Consider the following 14,192-nt stretch of genomic DNA (forward strand, 5'->3'; position numbering starts at 1 on the left):
GGCCGGCGGCTCTCGTGTCACACCGTGATGCCCGCACGCCCGGACTAGCTGGGACTGGCGTTCCGGCCGGACGGTGTCGCGGGTGCCGGCTCGCCACCAGGTGCCGCCGCTGTCGGCGCTGGCCCCCTTGACCGGGCAGGTGGCCGGACGAACGCGATCGGCCCCGCGAGCTGGTGCACACGGACGCCAAGAAGAACGGCCGGATCCCCGAGACGGCGGCTGACGGGCCCACTGCCGCGCCCAGCAGGAAGCCCCTGGCAAAACGGCAAAGTCGAACGCTACAACCGCACGCTGCGGGCCGAGCGGGGCCTACCGGCAGATCTTCACCAGCAACACCGAACGAGCGACCACGCTCGCGCCCGGCTCAAGCACTTCAACGCTCAACGCCGCCGCCACCCACTCGGCGGCCACCCACCCATCAGCCGACTGCCACCGACCCAACGGCCAAGTGCACCTAGAAGGAGAAGCAGCCGAGCGCGGCGTTGCCGTTGCGGGCGGCCGTGGCGAAGAAGGTGCGCAGGGTGTCGTAGTTCTCGCGGAGGTACTCCAGCTCGTCCTCCGCGTGACTGTCCCAGATCCCGGGGTAGACGTTGCGCGCCATCATGTCGGCGGGGTCGTAGTGCGCGGCGAGCTTCTCGAACGGCGCCGCGTCGAGGGCGTCGGCGATGCTGCGGACCAGGTCGGCGTCGAAGCCGGTGTACTCCTCGCCGTCGTAGTCGATGGGCTCACCGTCCATCCGCAGGTCGACGTCCACACCGGCGCGGTCGAGGAGGTACTGGAGGCCGTCCCACGCCTTCTCCACGAAGCCGTTGAGGGCGTCGTCCTCGCTGGCGATCTCGTCGTACAGCTCTTCGGCCTTCTCGCCGTCGTTCAGAACGCCGTCCAGCTGCTGCGGCGTGACCTCGACGTACCCCAGTGTCATACCCATGGGTGAAACGGTATCCAGGTCACACCCGCCACCACCCTCGGCGGGGTGCCGCCACATCACAGCTAGACTCGGGGAGTACCGCCGACCTGCGATTACTGGAGCGACCCGCCGTGGCCCGTGTGGTGGTTGACGTCATGCCCAAGCCCGAGATCCTCGACCCGCAAGGTCAAGCCGTCGCCGGGGCGCTGCCGCGGCTGGGCTTCACCGGGGTCACCTCGGTGCGCCAGGGCAAGCACTTCGAGCTGGAGGTCGACGACTCGGTCGACGACGAGACGCTCGCCAAGATCGCCGAGGGCTTCCTCGCCAACCCGGTGATCGAGGAGTGGACCGTGCGGAGGCTCCCGTGAAGATCGGTGTCATCACCTTCCCCGGCACGCTGGACGACGTGGACGCGATCCGCGCCGCCCGCTACGCCGACGCCGAGGCCGTCAGCCTGTGGCACGGCGACGAGGACCTGCGCGGCGTCGACGCGGTGATCGTCCCCGGCGGCTTCTCCTACGGCGACTACCTGCGCTGCGGCGCGATCGCCCGGTTCGCCCCGGTGATGTCGTCGGTCGTCGACGCGGCCAAGGGCGGCATGCCGGTGCTGGGCATCTGCAACGGCTTCCAGATCCTGTGCGAGGCCGGGCTGCTGCCGGGCGCGCTGGTGCGGAACGAGAAGCTGCACTTCGTGTGCCGCGACCAGTGGCTGCGCGTGGAGAACAACACGACGGTGTGGACCACCCGGTACGAGGCGGGCGCCGAGGTGCTGGTCCCGCTCAAGTCCGGCGAGGGCGGCTACGTCGCCGACCAGTCCACTTTGGACGAGCTGGAGGGCGAGGGCCGCGTGGTGTTCCGCTACGCCGGCGAGAACCCCAACGGCTCGCGCAACGACATCGCGGGCATCTGCAGCGCCAACGGCCGCGTGGTCGGCCTGATGCCGCACCCCGAGCACGCGATCGACGCGCTGACCGGCCCGAGCGACGACGGGCTGGGCATGTTCCTCAGCCTCGTCGACAGCCTGGTCAAGGCCTGATTTCCCGGAGGCATCCGCCTCCGGGAAACCTCAGCCCACATGCGCGGCGGTGACCAGCCGCGAGTAGGGGCCGTCCGCCGCGAGCAGTTCGGCGTGCGTGCCCAGCTCGGTGATCCGCCCGGCCTCCAGCACCGCGACCCGGTCGGCGGCCGCCGCGGTGTGCAGGCGATGCGCGATCGCGATCACCGTCCGGCCTTCCAGCACCCCGCTCAACGAGCGCTCCAGGTGGCGCGCCGACGAGGTGTCCAGCAGCGAGGTCGCCTCGTCGAGCACCACCGTGTGCGGGTCGGCCAGCACGACACGCGCCAGCGCGAGCTGCTGCGCGACCGCCGCCGGCACGGCCAGCGCACCCGAGCCGAGCTTCGTCGCCAAGCCGTCCGGCAGCCCGTCGAACCAGTCCCGCAGCCCGACGGCGGTCAGCGCCCGCACCAGCTCGTCGTCGGTCCAGGACCCCGCCGGCAGCGTCAGGTTCTCCCGCAGCGTCCCGGAGAACACGTGGTGCTCCTGGGTCAGCAGCAGCACCTCGCCGCGCAGCACGTCCTCGGCCAGCTCGGACACCTCGGCGCCACCGATCGTCACCGAACCCGAACCGGGCGCGGCGACCCCGGCCAGCAGACGGCCCAGCGTCGACTTGCCCGCACCGGACGGGCCGACGATCGCCAGCCGCTGCCCCGGCGGCACCCGCAGGTCGATGCCGTGCAGCACCTCCCGGCCGGTCGAGTAGCCGTAGTGCACGTCGCGCACCACGATCTCCTGGCCCGCCGGCTCCGGCCCACCGGCCCGCTCCGCGTCACCGCGCACTCCCAGCACCCGGCGCAGCGCGGTGCCGGAGACCTGCAGGTCCTCGACCCACCACATCGCCTCTTCGAGCGGCCCGGCCAGCGCCTGGACGTAGACCACCATCGTGGTGATCGTGCCCAGCCCGACCAGCCCCTCGCCGTAGGCCCAGCCGCCGAGCAACAGCATCGCCGCGACCGGCGCGACCTGCGCGATCTGCAGCCACGGGATCCAGCCGACCGTCACGCCGCGCAGCCGCTGCTCGCCCCGGATCGCCGCGCCCAGCGTGCGGTGCCCCAGCGCGATGCGCCGCCCGGTCAGCCCGAGCGCCTCCGCCGTGCGGGCGCCCTCGGTCGTCTCGTGCAGGCTCGACTGCACCTCCGACCACTTGTCGAGCATCTCCTCGACGATCCGCGGCGCACGGCGGACGTACCAGCGCAGGGTGAGGGCCACGATCGGCACCGCGACCAGCAGCCCGAGCGACAGCAGCGGCGAGGTGATGATCATCGCCGCCAGGGTCAGCACGATCGTGATCAGCGCGATCGAGATCTCCGGGATCGCGTTGCGGACCGAGAAGTCGATCCGGTCGGCGTCCGTGGTCGCGCGGCTGATCAGGTCACCGGTGCCGGCCGCCTCGACCGTGCCCAGCGGCAGCCGCAGCGCGCGCTCGACGAAGCCCTCCCGCGTCTCGGCCAGCACCCGCTCGCCGAGCATCCCGGCGCGGAACCTCGCGAACCGCTTGAGCACCGCCTGCACCACCAGGATCACCACGAACGCCAGCGCGAGCAGGTCGATCCGGCCGTCCCCGGCCACCGCGAGGTCCACCAGGTGCCCGAGGATCTGCGGCCCGGCCAGCCCGGCGATCGCGGCCAGGCCGAACAGCCCGATCACGACGCCGAACTCACGCCGGTTGGTGCGCAGCAGGTCCCGCGCCCAGCGCCGGGCCTCGGCGCCGGTCGCGAGCACTAGCTTGAAGCGCATGTGGTCACCTCGTCCGCCACCGCTTTCCACAGTGGACTTTCCGTGAACACGACGGTCGTGCGGCCGCGGCGCAGCTCGCTGACCCGCTCGGTGATGCGGGCCTCGGTGTGCGCGTCGACGGCCGAGGTCGGTTCGTCGAGCAGCAGGGTGTCGGCGTCCAGGGCCAGCGCGCGGGCCAGGTTCAGCCGCTGCCGCTGACCGCCGGAAACCTCCCGGCCCCGCTCGCCGATCAGCTCGTCCAGCCCGTTCGGCAGGCCTTCGACGATGTCCTCGGCGTCGGCGGCTCGCAACGCCTCCGCCGCCCGCTCGGCCGGGACCAGCTGGTCACGCAGCACACCGGAGAACCACAGGTCCTGGTTGTGCGCGTAGACCACCCGGGACCGCAGCTCCGCCAGCGCCACGTGGTCGGCGGGCACGCCGGACACGAGCACCCGCTCGCCGGGATCGGGGTCGGCGAACCGGGCCAGCCGCGCGGCCAGCGCCTCCGCCTCGGGCCCGGCGTCCACGACGGTCAGCTTCCCGGCCACCGCGGTGAACCCGGACGTGGTGTCGTGCAGCTCCAGCGGCCCGTCCGGCAGCGCGACCGGCGCGTCCGGCTCGGACAGCAGCGGCCGCAGGCTCAGCACCCCGCACACCTTCTTCGCCGACACCAGCGCCGAGGAGAACGCGGCGGTGAACTCGGTCGCCGTGCTCACCGGCACCACCAGGAACACCGACGACGAGTAGAACGCCACCAGCTCGCCCACGCTGATCGTGCCCGCCGCGACGAACCGCGCGCCCAGCCAGGTGATCGCCACCGTGACCAGGCCGGGCAGCAGCACCTCGGCCCCGACCAGCCACGACTCGCTGCGCGCCACCTCGACCCCGGCCCGCCGGACGCGCTGGCTGGCGTCGCGGAACCGGCCGAGGAACTGCTGCTCGCCACCGACACCGCGGAGGATCCGCAGGCCGGACACGATGTCCGCGGCCAGCGCGTTCACGCTCGACAGCTCCTCGCGCTGCGCGCCCTTGCGGCGCTGCAGCGGCGCGACCAGCTTGCCCATGCTCAGCGTCGCGAGCGGGACCCCGACCAGCGCGATCGTGCCCAGCACCGGCGACATGCCGATCAGCACCAGGCTGACGGTGAGGAAGGCCACCACCGAGCCGAACAGCCGCCCGGTCACCTCGAACACGTTGCCGATGTGGTTGATGTCCGAGGACGACACCGCCATCACGTCACCGGTCCCGGCCTGCGGCCGCAGCGACGCGCCGAGCCGGGCCGTGTGCTCGACGACCGCCCGCTGCGTCGCGGCCGCGCCGTGGATCCACATGGTGTGGGCGGCGAAGATCAACGCGCCGCCGCACACCGCCTGCGCCACGCCGAGCAGCAGGACCAGCCCGACACCGCCGAGCAGTGGCTCGCCCGCGCGGATGTCCTCGACCACCGTGCCGATCACCAGCGGCAGCAGCGCCCCCGGCAGCAGCCAGAGGGCACCGAGGACGCACGCGGACAGCGCGAGCCACGGCCGCGCCCGCAGGAGCGCGCCCAGGAATCGCAGCGGCGTGAGCCGGGAGGGAAGGCGCATGACACCTGACGGTAGGTGCCCCAGCTCACCTCACGCGACCGATTTTCTGCCGGTCAGAGGGCTGCAAGTACCCTGGAGGCCGTGACCGACACCCTGGCCATCGACACGACCGAGCGGGCCGCGGAGACGCCGGACCTCCCGCAGCCCTACCGCGAGCTCGGGCTCGCCGACGACGAGTACGCGCGCATCCGCGAGATCCTGGGCAGGCGGCCGACGGACGCCGAACTGGCCATGTACTCGGTGATGTGGAGCGAACACTGCTCGTACAAGTCGTCGAAGAAGCACCTGCGCTACTTCGGCGAGACCACCACCGAGGAGATGCGCTCGAAGATGCTCGCCGGGATCGGCGAGAACGCCGGTGTCGTCGACATCGGCGACGGCTGGGCGGTCACCTTCAAGGTCGAAAGCCACAACCATCCGTCCTATGTGGAGCCCTACCAGGGCGCCGCGACGGGTGTCGGCGGGATCGTGCGCGACATCCTCGCGATGGGCGCGCGGCCGCTCGCGGTGGCCGACTCGCTGCGCTTCGGCCCGGCCGACGCGCCGGACACCCGCCGCGTGCTGCCGGGCGTGGTGGCCGGCGTCGCCGGGTACGGCAACTGCCTGGGCCTGCCCAACATCGGCGGCGAGGTCGCCTTCGACGCCAGCTACGCGGGCAACCCGCTGGTCAACGCGCTGTGCGTGGGCGCGATGCGCACCGAGGACCTGCACCTGGCGTTCGCGTCGGGCACCGGCAACAAGATCATCCTGTTCGGCGCGCGGACCGGTCTGGACGGCATCGGCGGGGTGTCGGTGCTGGCCAGCGACACGTTCTCCGGTGACGAGAACTCCGGTGGCCGCAAGAAGCTGCCGAGCGTCCAGGTCGGCGATCCGTTCACCGAGAAGGTGCTCATCGAGTGCTGCCTGGAGCTGTTCGCGCAGAAGCTCGTCGTCGGCATCCAGGACCTCGGCGGCGCCGGGCTGTCCTGCGCGACGTCGGAGCTGGCCGCGGCCGGTGACGGCGGGATGCACGTCGAGCTGGACAAGGTGCCGCTGCGCGCCGAGGGCATGACCCCGGCCGAGATCCTCTCCAGCGAGTCGCAGGAGCGGATGTGCGCGGTCGTCGAACCGTCCAAGGTGGACGCGTTTCTCGCGGTGTGCGCGAAGTGGGACGTCATCGCCACGGTCATCGGCGAGGTCACCGACGGTGACCGCCTGGTGGTCACCTGGCACGGCGAGACCGTGGTCGACGTGCCGCCGCGCACCGTGGCGCACCAGGGCCCGGTGTACGACCGGCCGGTCGCCCGTCCGTCCACTCAGGACGCGCTGCAGGCGGACACGCCCGACGGCCTGCGTCGTCCGTCCACTCCGGACGAGCTGCGGGAGACGCTGCTGGCGGTGGTGTCCTCGCCCAACCAGGCGTCCAAGGAGTGGGTGACCGACCAGTACGACCGGTACGTGCGCGGCAACACCGTGCTGTCGCAGCCGTCGGACGGCGGCATGATCCGGATCGACGAGGAGACCGGCCGCGGCGTCGCGGTGTCGACCGACTGCAACAGCCGGTTCGTGTACCTCGACCCGTACGCGGGCGCGCAGATCGCGCTGGCCGAGGCGTACCGGAACGTGGCGACCACCGGCGCCACCCCGCTGGCCGTGACGGACTGCCTGAACTTCGGCGCGCCCACTGACCCGGGCGTGATGTGGCAGTTCGAGCAGGCCGTGCACGGGATCGCCGACGGCTGCGCGCAGCTGGGCATCCCGGTGACCGGCGGCAACGTGAGCTTCTACAACCAGACCGGCGAGACGGCCATCCTGCCCACCCCGGTGGTCGGCGTGCTCGGCGTGATCGACGACGTGCGGCGGCGCATCCCGACCGGGATCGGCGCCGAGGCGGGCGAGACGCTGCTGCTGCTCGGCGAGACCCACGACGAGTTCGGCGGTTCGGCGTGGGCGCACGTGATCCACGGGCACCTGGGCGGGCTGCCGCCGAAGGTGGACCTGGAGCGCGAGCGGCTGCTGGCGGAGATCCTGGTCGCCGGTTCCCGGGACGGCATGATCTCGGCCGCGCACGACCTGTCGGACGGCGGCCTGGCGCAGGCGCTGGTGGAGATGGTGCTGATCGGCCAGTGCGGCGCGCGGGCCCTGCTCGACGAGGACGCCGACCCGTTCGTGCAGCTGTTCTCGGAGTCCACCGGGCGGGTGCTGGTGGCGGTGCCGCGGACCGAGGAGCTGCGGTTCACGGAGATGTGCACCGCCCGCGGGCTGCCGTGGCGCAAGGCCGGCGTGGTGGACCCCGAGGCGGGCGGCCTGGAGATCCAGGGCGTGGCGACCTTCGGTTTCGAGGAACTGCGCGACGCGTTCGAAGGCACGCTGCCGAAGCTGTTCGACTGACGGTTCAGCCGCCGACCCGGATCCGGGCGCGTCCACCGGCGAGCGGTTCGAGCGACCAGGCCGCGGGAAGCCGCACTTCCCGCGCCTGGTCGACCTCGGTGTTGTAGAGCGACACGGCCTCGGCCGCCAGCCGGAGGTCGACGTGGTCGGCGAACCGGGCCCGGCGGAGGTCCACCGCGGCGGCCCTCGTGTCGCGGAACGAGACCGGCCCGTCGAACGATCCGTCCGCGATGCTCACCTCGGCCTCGAAGGTGGCGCCGTCGAAGTCCACCTCGTGCCGCGCGTGCACGCCCTCGAGCTTGACCTTCTGGTGGAACACCGCACCGGCGACGGTGATCGGTCCCCGCGAGTCGAGCGCGGTCAGGTAGACGCGACCGTGGAACTCGGCGTCGGCGAAGCTCGTGCGGTGCAGGAGCTGCGCCTGCTGCAGGTAGAGCCGGCCGACGGCTCGGCCCTTGAGGTGGAACCGGTCCAGCCGGGCGCCGGCCAGATCGAGGTCGTACACGACGGCCTCCGGTCCCCGCGGCGGCAGCAGTTCCTGGATCTGCCGCTGCGCCGCGAGACGCACCTGCTGCTCGCGGCGGGCCTCGGCCTCGTCGGTGTCGTCGCCGTAGCCGGGGTGCGGGAAGGGGCGCCGGAGGTAGGAGCAGAGCACGTCGAGGACCGTCTGGGTGTACTCGGGGTTGCTGCGCGCCAGGCCGGCGAGCGCGTGCAGCGCGCCGACCCGGACCTGGTCGGCCTCGTGGCCCAGGAGTTCCACCGATTTCGCGAAGCGTTCGTCGGTGACGCGTTCGCGGTCGCGTTCGGCGCGGAGCAGCTCCAGCTCGTGCCGCTCCCGTTCGGTCCGCTGCCGGTTCTCCTCCACGCGGCGGCGCCGGTCGTTGAGCCACAGCGCGTACAGCGCGATCACCGCGCCGCTGGCCAGACCGCCGGTGCGCAGCGCGTCCGCCCGGCTGGTCGCGGGGTCGGTGAGCAGCCAGGCGCTCACGGCGATCAGCAAGCCCACCGCGACCAGGATCGTGACGAACAGCGGCCCCCGACGTTCCGGCATGCCCGGAACCCTAGATCAAACTCTTCTGCAACAGCAGCGTGTCCAGCCAGCGCTCGTGCTTGTAGCCGACCCTGCGGAGCACCCCGACGTCGACGAACCCGCGGCGGCGGTGGAGCGCGGGGGAGGCCGGGTTGCGCTCCGGGTCCGCGACCACCGCGATGACCTCGCGGATCCCGCTCTCCCGGCAGCGGGACAGCAGCGCGTCCAGCAGCACGCCGCCCACGCCCCGGCCCGTCGACCACGGCGCGAGGTAGATCGAGTTCTCCGCGGTGCGGCGGTAGGCCGGGCGCGTCTTCCACGGCGAGCAGTACGCGTAGCCGGCGACACGGCCGTCCACCTCGGCCACCAGGAACGGCAGACCGGCGTCCGCGATCGCCGTGAAGCGGCGCGTCCACTCGGCCAGGTCCGGCGGCTCCAGCTCGAACGTCGCGGTGCTGGCGCGCACGTACCCTTCGTAGATCGCGGCGATCGCCGGGAGGTCGGCACCCGTAGCCGGTTTCACTATAGGGGAATCAACCACTACTATAGGATACATGGATCTCGGGGCACTCGGACGGCGCGTTCAGGCCGCTCGGACCGACCGCGGCCTGACCCTGCAGGCGCTCGCGGAGCGGTCGGGGGTCAGCGTGAGCATGTTGTCCGCCGTCGAACGCGGCTCGAAGGCGCCGACGGTCGTCGTGCTGGACCGGATCGCGGACGGGCTCGGGCTGCCGCTGGCGGACCTGCTCACCGAGCCGGCCCGGATGATCGTGCGCCGGGCCGCGGACCAGGACGTCGTCGACGAGCCGGGCGGGTGGCGGCGGACCATCCTCACGCCCGTCGTGCCCGGGGTGAACTTCGAGTGGATCCGGTCGACGCTGCCGCCCGGCTGCGAGGCCGGCACGTACCCGCCGTACGCGGCGGGCTCGCACGAGTTCATCTTCGTGCAGGAGGGCGTCGTCACCCTGACGATCGACGACGAGACCCTGGAACTGGAAGAGGGTGACAGCCTCTACCTCCCGGCGGATGTCACCCTCTCCTACGCCAACCGCGCCGCGACGCCCTGCACCTACTACGTCGCGGCGCTGATCATGCGGCCCAGGCGCCCCGGCCTGGGCCGCCGATCCGGCTAGAACACGCCGAACACCGAGATGCAGAAGCCCTCGCCGTCGAAGTTCTCCGCGAAGAACAGGCCGGTGACCTGCTCGCCCTGCTGGGTGCCGGTGAGGTCACCGGACACCATCGTGTCGGTGGCGCTGTCGTAGGTCGGCGTCACGTTGGCGCGCTTCTCGGCGGCCTCCCGCGCGTCGTCCTTGTTGTCCTGCGTCGCGTCGGAGCAGACCAGCGAGGTCACGCCGGCGACGTCACCCGCGGCCATCTTCGCCAGGAAGTCCTCGACCATCGCCTTGCCGTTGCTGCCCCCGGTGCCGCCGGTGGACGACGAGCTGGACGACGTCGACGTGCGCGTGCTCGTCGAGCGCGAGCTGGCCGTGCGGGTCGAGTTGCCGCTGCCGGACGCCCGCGTCTCCAGGTCCTTCCAGCACCACTTGCCGTTCTGCTTGGCCAGCGTGCCGGTGCCGGTGCCCTCCTCGCCGCCGGCGCTCGCGGTGAAGTCGACCGTCGCGGTGTCGCCGTTCTCCTTGACCTGCCCGATCGTGATGCTGTCGACGTCGTTGACGTCGTCGATCGCGGCCTGGACCGACCGGTCGGCGTCCGCGCACTTCAGCGCGGTCAGCGCGGCCTTGTCGTGGTTCTTGATCCCGTCGATCACCTGCTGCGCGACCGCCTGGGGGCCCTCTTCCTTCGAGTCACCGAGGAAGAAGCCCGGCACCCAGAACCCGGTGATGCCCAGCGCCGCCAGCACGACGACCAGACCGACCGACAGACCGATCCACAGGCCCTTCTTGCTGCCGCCACCCCCGGGCGGCGGCGCGCCGTAGCCGAACTGCGCGGTCTGCGGGTAGTTCGGGTCGTAACCCGGGTACTGCTGCCCGTAGCCCGGCTGCTGCTGCCCATACCCGGGCTGCTGCTGGCCGTACTCGGGCTGGCCGTAGGGCTGCTGGCCCGGGTACTGCTGGCCGTACTGCCCACCCTGCTGCGGGAAACCCCCGGACTGGGGGCCGCCCGGCTGCTGGCCGTACGGATCTGGTTGCTGGCCGTAATCCGGCTGTCCCGGCTGCGGTGGGTAGGTCATCGACGTCGCCTTTCCTGGATCGCTACGCCCCGCTCGGACGTATCGACGCCGAACCTGGTTCCCCCACGCCCGGACATCGCACTGATCACGGGCATTGTGCCTGGCGAACCGGGCAAATGCGAAGGAGACTCCCACCACGGACGGCGGGAGCCCCCTTCCGCTCAGCCCTTCGAGGTGGCCAGCACCTGCAGCCGGTCGTAGGCCCCGTTGAAGGTGTTCTGGTCGATCGGCGTCGAGGAGTACTGCCAGAACGTGTAGAAACTCCAGTTGAACGGCAACGTTCCCACGCTCGCGGCGTAGCGCGCGATCCACAGCGGGTTCGTCGCCGCGAACGCCCCGTCGACGCACTGGCTCCACCAGTTCGTGCTCGTGTAGATCACCGGGTACCGCCCGGTGCGGGCGTGGTAGGTGTCACTGAAGTCCTTGATCCACGCGGTCATCGCGCTCTTCGACAACCCGTAACAGGTCGAGCCGTACGGGTTGTACTCCATGTCGAGCGCGCCCGGCAGCGTCTTGCCGTCCGCCGACCAGCCCCCGCCGTGGTCGACGAAGTAGTTGGCCTGCGCGGCGCCGGACGCGGTGTCCGGGGTGGCGAAGTGGTAGGCGCCGCGGATCATGCCGATGTTGTAGGAGCCGTTGTACTGCTGGGCGAAGTACGGGTTGGTGTAGTAGGTGCCCTCGGTGGCCTTGACGTAGGCGAAGCGCTTGCCCTGGCCCCAGTAGTTCGCCCAGTCGACGTTGCCCTGGTGGCCGCTGACGTCGATGCCCTCGACCGACGCCGCCGCGGTCACGTCCCCGGCGGCGATGGCCTGCGTCTGCGCCGTCGAGTGGTCACCCTCGACGCGCGCGATCTGCGAACCCATCGGGTGATCGTAACGAGCGACGTAGTCGTCGACCGACATTCCGCTGATGGTGGCCGGAGCCGCGCCGGCCGGAGCCAGGGCGCCGAGCACGAGCACGGCGACCGACGCGGCGGTGGCGGACGTGGCGAACCGCCACCATCTCTTGCGTGGAGCAGACATGAGCGGAGTCCCTTCCATTGCCCTCGCGGAGGACGGTCTGGTTTGCAGGGAGACCGTCCAGGCCGTGATTCTTGATGACGATCCGCGGCGATGTCACCAAATCCCGTGAATTTCCGATGACCGGTGGGTGATTTGCGCATGTCGCCGGTGACGGACCGACTTTCGTAGTAACCCGACCGGATTACCGCGTCAGCTGTTCGAGGCGAAGGCCTTGACCTGGTCCAGCGTCCCGTTGAACAGGTTCTGGTCACCCGGCAGGACACCCGAGTCGGCGAACTGCCAGATGGACTGGTACGACCACCCGGCCGGCAGCGGACCGACGACCGGCTGGTAGCGGGCGATCCACAGAGGATTGTTCCGCCCGAACCCGGCGTTGTTCCCGGTGCACTTGTTCCACCAGTTCGTCGAGGTGTAGATGACCGGGAAGCGGCCGGTGCGGGCGCGGTAGGTGTCGGAGAAGTCCCGGATCCACTCGCCCATCCGGACCGGATCGAGGCCGTAGCAGGCCTCGCCGTAGGGGTTGTACTCCACGTCGAGCGCCCCGGGCAGCGTCCGCCCGTCCGGCGACCAGCCGCCCCCGTGGGCGAGGAAGTACTCGGCCTGCTGCCGTCCACCGGAGACGTCCGGGCGCGCGAAGTGGTAGGCGCCGCGGATCATCCCGATCTGGTAGGAACCGTTGTACTGCTGGGCGAACCGCTTGTTGATGAACCCGGTGCCCTCGGTGGCCTTGACGTAGACGAACCGGCCGCCGGCCCCCCACGCGCCCGGCCAGTGCACGTCACCCTGGTGCCCGCTGACGTCGTGCCCGATCGCACCGGCGTCCGCGGTGAACCGGGGCGGATCACCCCTGCCCTCGACGGCGGCGATCTGCGATCCGGCGAAAGTGCTTTCCGCCTTCGAGTAGTCCGGTGTGGACGCGGCGGACGACGCCGCGCCGCACACGGCCGTCGTCCCCAGTGCCATGGACACGAGCAGCGTGCCCAGGCGCAGCTTCGAACTCCAGATTTGCACGGCGACTCCCATCCTCCGATGGTCGTCACCATGCCTCGATGGAGCGCTTTTTGCGAGTCGGCTTAGCTCGAAAGCGTGATGCGACTGGCTTAACCGAGCGGAATGTTTAGTCTTTTTGCTCCTGCTCCAGCGCGGCCACCAGGTGCTCGGCCGGCACCACCGCGGTCACCACGTCGTGCGGGTTGATCGCCACCGGGTGGCCCGCGAGCAGCGGCACCATGTCGCGGCCGAGCACGGCGCGGGCGTGCGGCCACTCCGGCGGCACCAGCGACTTCGACGTGTAGGCCGGCACCAGCACGCGGCCGTCGGAGTTGTGGAACCCGATGACCGTGCGCTGCATCGGGGCGAGCGCGTAGACGAACAGGGTCGAGTCGAGGATCACCGGCGGCAGGTCGCTGGCCGGCCGGTGGTTGGTGCGGACCAGCTGCAGCAGCCGCTCCAGGTCGTTGCGCGGCTCCGGGAACCCGAGCGCCTTGGGCGAGGGCCGGTAGCGGTCGTTGGGGTGGAAGTCCTCCACGATGTTGCCGCTGCCGTTGACCGGGTAGGCGCCGACGACCGCCCACGACGGCACCGGGCCGTTGGGGTCGAACGCCTCGTCGATCACGTAGAGCCAGCTGTTCGGATTCGCCCTGGCGTTGGCGCGCATCTCCTCGGTGATCTTGGGCTTGCCCGGCTTGTGCTCGGGCTGAGGATTGGGTAGAAGCCGATCCGCTTCGTCCCGCTGCGCCATGTGCGAACCCCGTGTTTCCGCGTCGCCGTGCTCATGTCTGCTGCAGTGCACTCTACTGTTTGACCATGCCCGCACCGCGTCCGGTTGACCCCGTGGAGTTGAGAGCCGCGCTGCAGGCCGTTACGGCTTGGTTGAGCGGAGAAGCCGACCGGCCGGCCCGGCCCGAGCTCGCCGCGGCCGTCCGGCTGAGCCTGCGCACGCTGGCCCAGGACGCGCCCGGCCGGAGCGTCGAGGTGCGGGTGCCGCCGTTCGCGGCCGTGCAGTGCGTGGAAGGGCTCCGGCACACCCGCGGCACCCCGCCCAACGTGGTCGAGACCGACCCGCGGACGTGGCTGGAGCTGGCCACCGGCCGTCTGGAGTGGACGGAGGCGGTGCGGGAGGGCCGGGTCACCGCGTCCGGGACCCGGGCCGACCTCTCGCACTGGCTGCCGATCGTCCGGCTCTAGTGTCCTGAGTTATTAATTCGCGTGCAGTAGCGTGCGATGGAGTCAAGGATCTGGTCGGCGGTCTTGGTCCAGACGTAGGGCCGTGGTTCGTTGTTCCAGGTCTCGATCCATGCGCGGATGTCG

The 14,192-nt window shown here is 71.1% G+C and carries 14 protein-coding genes and 2 pseudogenes; 6 read left to right on the top strand and 10 right to left on the bottom strand.

The window, feature by feature from the left end; genetic code table 11:
- Positions 1-231: 231 nt before the first annotated feature.
- Positions 232-405 (top strand): annotated as a pseudogene (locus D0D15_RS37265) (integrase core domain-containing protein); the annotation flags it as partial.
- A gap of 49 nt (positions 406-454) precedes the next feature.
- Here the strand turns inward: D0D15_RS37265 and D0D15_RS26285 are convergent.
- Positions 455-928 carry a YfbM family protein gene (locus tag D0D15_RS26285; RefSeq protein WP_158224485.1) on the bottom strand — a complete coding sequence of 158 codons (474 nt, stop codon included), beginning with the start codon at positions 926-928 and terminating at the stop codon, positions 455-457.
- Between the two features lie 110 nt (positions 929-1,038).
- On the opposite strand from D0D15_RS26285, the gene purS reads away from it, so the two are divergent.
- Together purS and purQ are read left to right on the top strand one after the other, a co-directional pair.
- Positions 1,039-1,275 (top strand): phosphoribosylformylglycinamidine synthase subunit PurS, encoded by a 237-nt coding sequence (purS, locus tag D0D15_RS26290; protein ID WP_017985747.1) that lies wholly within the window; start codon positions 1,039-1,041, stop codon positions 1,273-1,275.
- On the top strand, positions 1,272-1,943 hold the full coding sequence (gene purQ / locus D0D15_RS26295) for a phosphoribosylformylglycinamidine synthase subunit PurQ (RefSeq protein WP_094009150.1): 672 nt from the start codon (positions 1,272-1,274) through the stop codon (positions 1,941-1,943). The genes purS and purQ overlap by 4 nt, the downstream gene beginning before the upstream one ends.
- 30 nt (positions 1,944-1,973) lie before the next feature.
- Here purQ and D0D15_RS26300 read toward each other — a convergent pair whose 3' ends face one another.
- Together D0D15_RS26300 and D0D15_RS26305 are read right to left on the bottom strand one after the other, a co-directional pair.
- Positions 1,974-3,701, bottom strand: a complete 1,728-nt coding sequence (locus D0D15_RS26300) for an ABC transporter ATP-binding protein (protein ID WP_094009151.1) — start codon at positions 3,699-3,701, stop codon at positions 1,974-1,976.
- Entirely contained in the window at positions 3,686-5,266 is a 1,581-nt protein-coding gene (locus D0D15_RS26305; RefSeq protein ID WP_094009152.1) for an ABC transporter transmembrane domain-containing protein, read from the bottom strand. Before D0D15_RS26305 ends, D0D15_RS26300 begins: the two co-directional genes overlap by 16 nt.
- An 81-nt stretch (positions 5,267-5,347) precedes the next feature.
- Between D0D15_RS26305 and purL the strand changes: the two genes are divergently transcribed.
- Positions 5,348-7,636 (top strand): phosphoribosylformylglycinamidine synthase subunit PurL, encoded by a 2,289-nt coding sequence (gene purL / locus D0D15_RS26310; RefSeq protein ID WP_094009153.1) that lies wholly within the window; start codon positions 5,348-5,350, stop codon positions 7,634-7,636.
- A 4-nt stretch (positions 7,637-7,640) separates the two neighbouring features.
- On the opposite strand, the gene D0D15_RS26315 is transcribed toward purL, so the two are convergent.
- Positions 7,641-8,687 carry a pentapeptide repeat-containing protein gene (locus tag D0D15_RS26315; RefSeq protein ID WP_094009154.1) on the bottom strand — a complete coding sequence of 349 codons (1,047 nt, stop codon included), beginning with the start codon at positions 8,685-8,687 and terminating at the stop codon, positions 7,641-7,643.
- 10 nt (positions 8,688-8,697) lie between these two features.
- Positions 8,698-9,222: a GNAT family N-acetyltransferase gene (locus tag D0D15_RS26320; RefSeq protein WP_094009155.1), complete on the bottom strand. Its 525-nt coding sequence runs from the start codon at positions 9,220-9,222 to the stop codon at positions 8,698-8,700.
- Here D0D15_RS26320 and D0D15_RS26325 point away from each other — a divergent pair.
- On the top strand, positions 9,221-9,799 hold the full coding sequence (locus D0D15_RS26325) for a helix-turn-helix domain-containing protein (protein ID WP_094009156.1): 579 nt from the start codon (positions 9,221-9,223) through the stop codon (positions 9,797-9,799). The genes D0D15_RS26320 and D0D15_RS26325 overlap by 2 nt on opposite strands.
- On the opposite strand, the gene D0D15_RS26330 is transcribed toward D0D15_RS26325, so the two are convergent.
- The 4 genes from D0D15_RS26330 to D0D15_RS26345 all read right to left on the bottom strand — a co-directional run bounded on the left by D0D15_RS26330 (position 9,796) and on the right by D0D15_RS26345 (position 13,623).
- Positions 9,796-10,860, bottom strand: a complete 1,065-nt coding sequence (locus D0D15_RS26330) for a hypothetical protein (RefSeq protein WP_115944814.1) — start codon at positions 10,858-10,860, stop codon at positions 9,796-9,798. The two genes, D0D15_RS26325 and D0D15_RS26330, sit on opposite strands and share 4 nt — an antisense overlap.
- 161 nt (positions 10,861-11,021) lie before the next feature.
- A complete protein-coding gene (locus D0D15_RS26335; protein ID WP_094009158.1) occupies positions 11,022-11,882 on the bottom strand; it encodes a lysozyme in 861 nt (286 codons plus the stop codon).
- Between the two features lie 189 nt (positions 11,883-12,071).
- Positions 12,072-12,905 (bottom strand): lysozyme, encoded by an 834-nt coding sequence (locus D0D15_RS26340; protein ID WP_369806866.1) that lies wholly within the window; start codon positions 12,903-12,905, stop codon positions 12,072-12,074.
- A 94-nt stretch (positions 12,906-12,999) separates the two neighbouring features.
- Entirely contained in the window at positions 13,000-13,623 is a 624-nt protein-coding gene (locus tag D0D15_RS26345; protein ID WP_094009159.1) for a type VII secretion system-associated protein, read from the bottom strand.
- A gap of 65 nt (positions 13,624-13,688) precedes the next feature.
- On the opposite strand from D0D15_RS26345, the gene D0D15_RS26350 reads away from it, so the two are divergent.
- Complete coding sequence (locus D0D15_RS26350; protein WP_094009161.1) at positions 13,689-14,069, top strand: sterol carrier family protein; 381 nt, start codon at positions 13,689-13,691, stop codon at positions 14,067-14,069.
- On the opposite strand, the pseudogene D0D15_RS26355 reads toward D0D15_RS26350, so the two are convergent.
- Positions 14,066-14,192 (bottom strand): annotated as a pseudogene (locus D0D15_RS26355) (IS630 family transposase); the annotation flags it as partial. The gene D0D15_RS26350 and the pseudogene D0D15_RS26355 overlap by 4 nt on opposite strands.

This window comes from Amycolatopsis thermalba, assembly GCF_003385215.1.
Classification (GTDB): domain Bacteria; phylum Actinomycetota; class Actinomycetes; order Mycobacteriales; family Pseudonocardiaceae; genus Amycolatopsis_E; species Amycolatopsis_E thermalba.

Coding starts and splice junctions, on each gene's coding strand:
- D0D15_RS26315 (WP_094009154.1), bottom strand. CDS start 8,687: ATGCCGGAACGTCGGGGGCCGCTGTTCGTCACGATCCTGGTCGCGGTG.
- D0D15_RS26335 (WP_094009158.1), bottom strand. CDS start 11,882: ATGTCTGCTCCACGCAAGAGATGGTGGCGGTTCGCCACGTCCGCCACC.
- D0D15_RS26320 (WP_094009155.1), bottom strand. CDS start 9,222: ATGTATCCTATAGTAGTGGTTGATTCCCCTATAGTGAAACCGGCTACG.
- D0D15_RS26340 (WP_369806866.1), bottom strand. CDS start 12,905: ATGGGAGTCGCCGTGCAAATCTGGAGTTCGAAGCTGCGCCTGGGCACG.
- D0D15_RS26330 (WP_115944814.1), bottom strand. CDS start 10,860: ATGACCTACCCACCGCAGCCGGGACAGCCGGATTACGGCCAGCAACCA.
- D0D15_RS26325 (WP_094009156.1), top strand. CDS start 9,221: ATGGATCTCGGGGCACTCGGACGGCGCGTTCAGGCCGCTCGGACCGAC.
- D0D15_RS26350 (WP_094009161.1), top strand. CDS start 13,689: ATGCCCGCACCGCGTCCGGTTGACCCCGTGGAGTTGAGAGCCGCGCTG.
- D0D15_RS26345 (WP_094009159.1), bottom strand. CDS start 13,623: ATGGCGCAGCGGGACGAAGCGGATCGGCTTCTACCCAATCCTCAGCCC.
- D0D15_RS26305 (WP_094009152.1), bottom strand. CDS start 5,266: ATGCGCCTTCCCTCCCGGCTCACGCCGCTGCGATTCCTGGGCGCGCTC.
- D0D15_RS26285 (WP_158224485.1), bottom strand. CDS start 928: ATGGGTATGACACTGGGGTACGTCGAGGTCACGCCGCAGCAGCTGGAC.
- D0D15_RS26300 (WP_094009151.1), bottom strand. CDS start 3,701: ATGCGCTTCAAGCTAGTGCTCGCGACCGGCGCCGAGGCCCGGCGCTGG.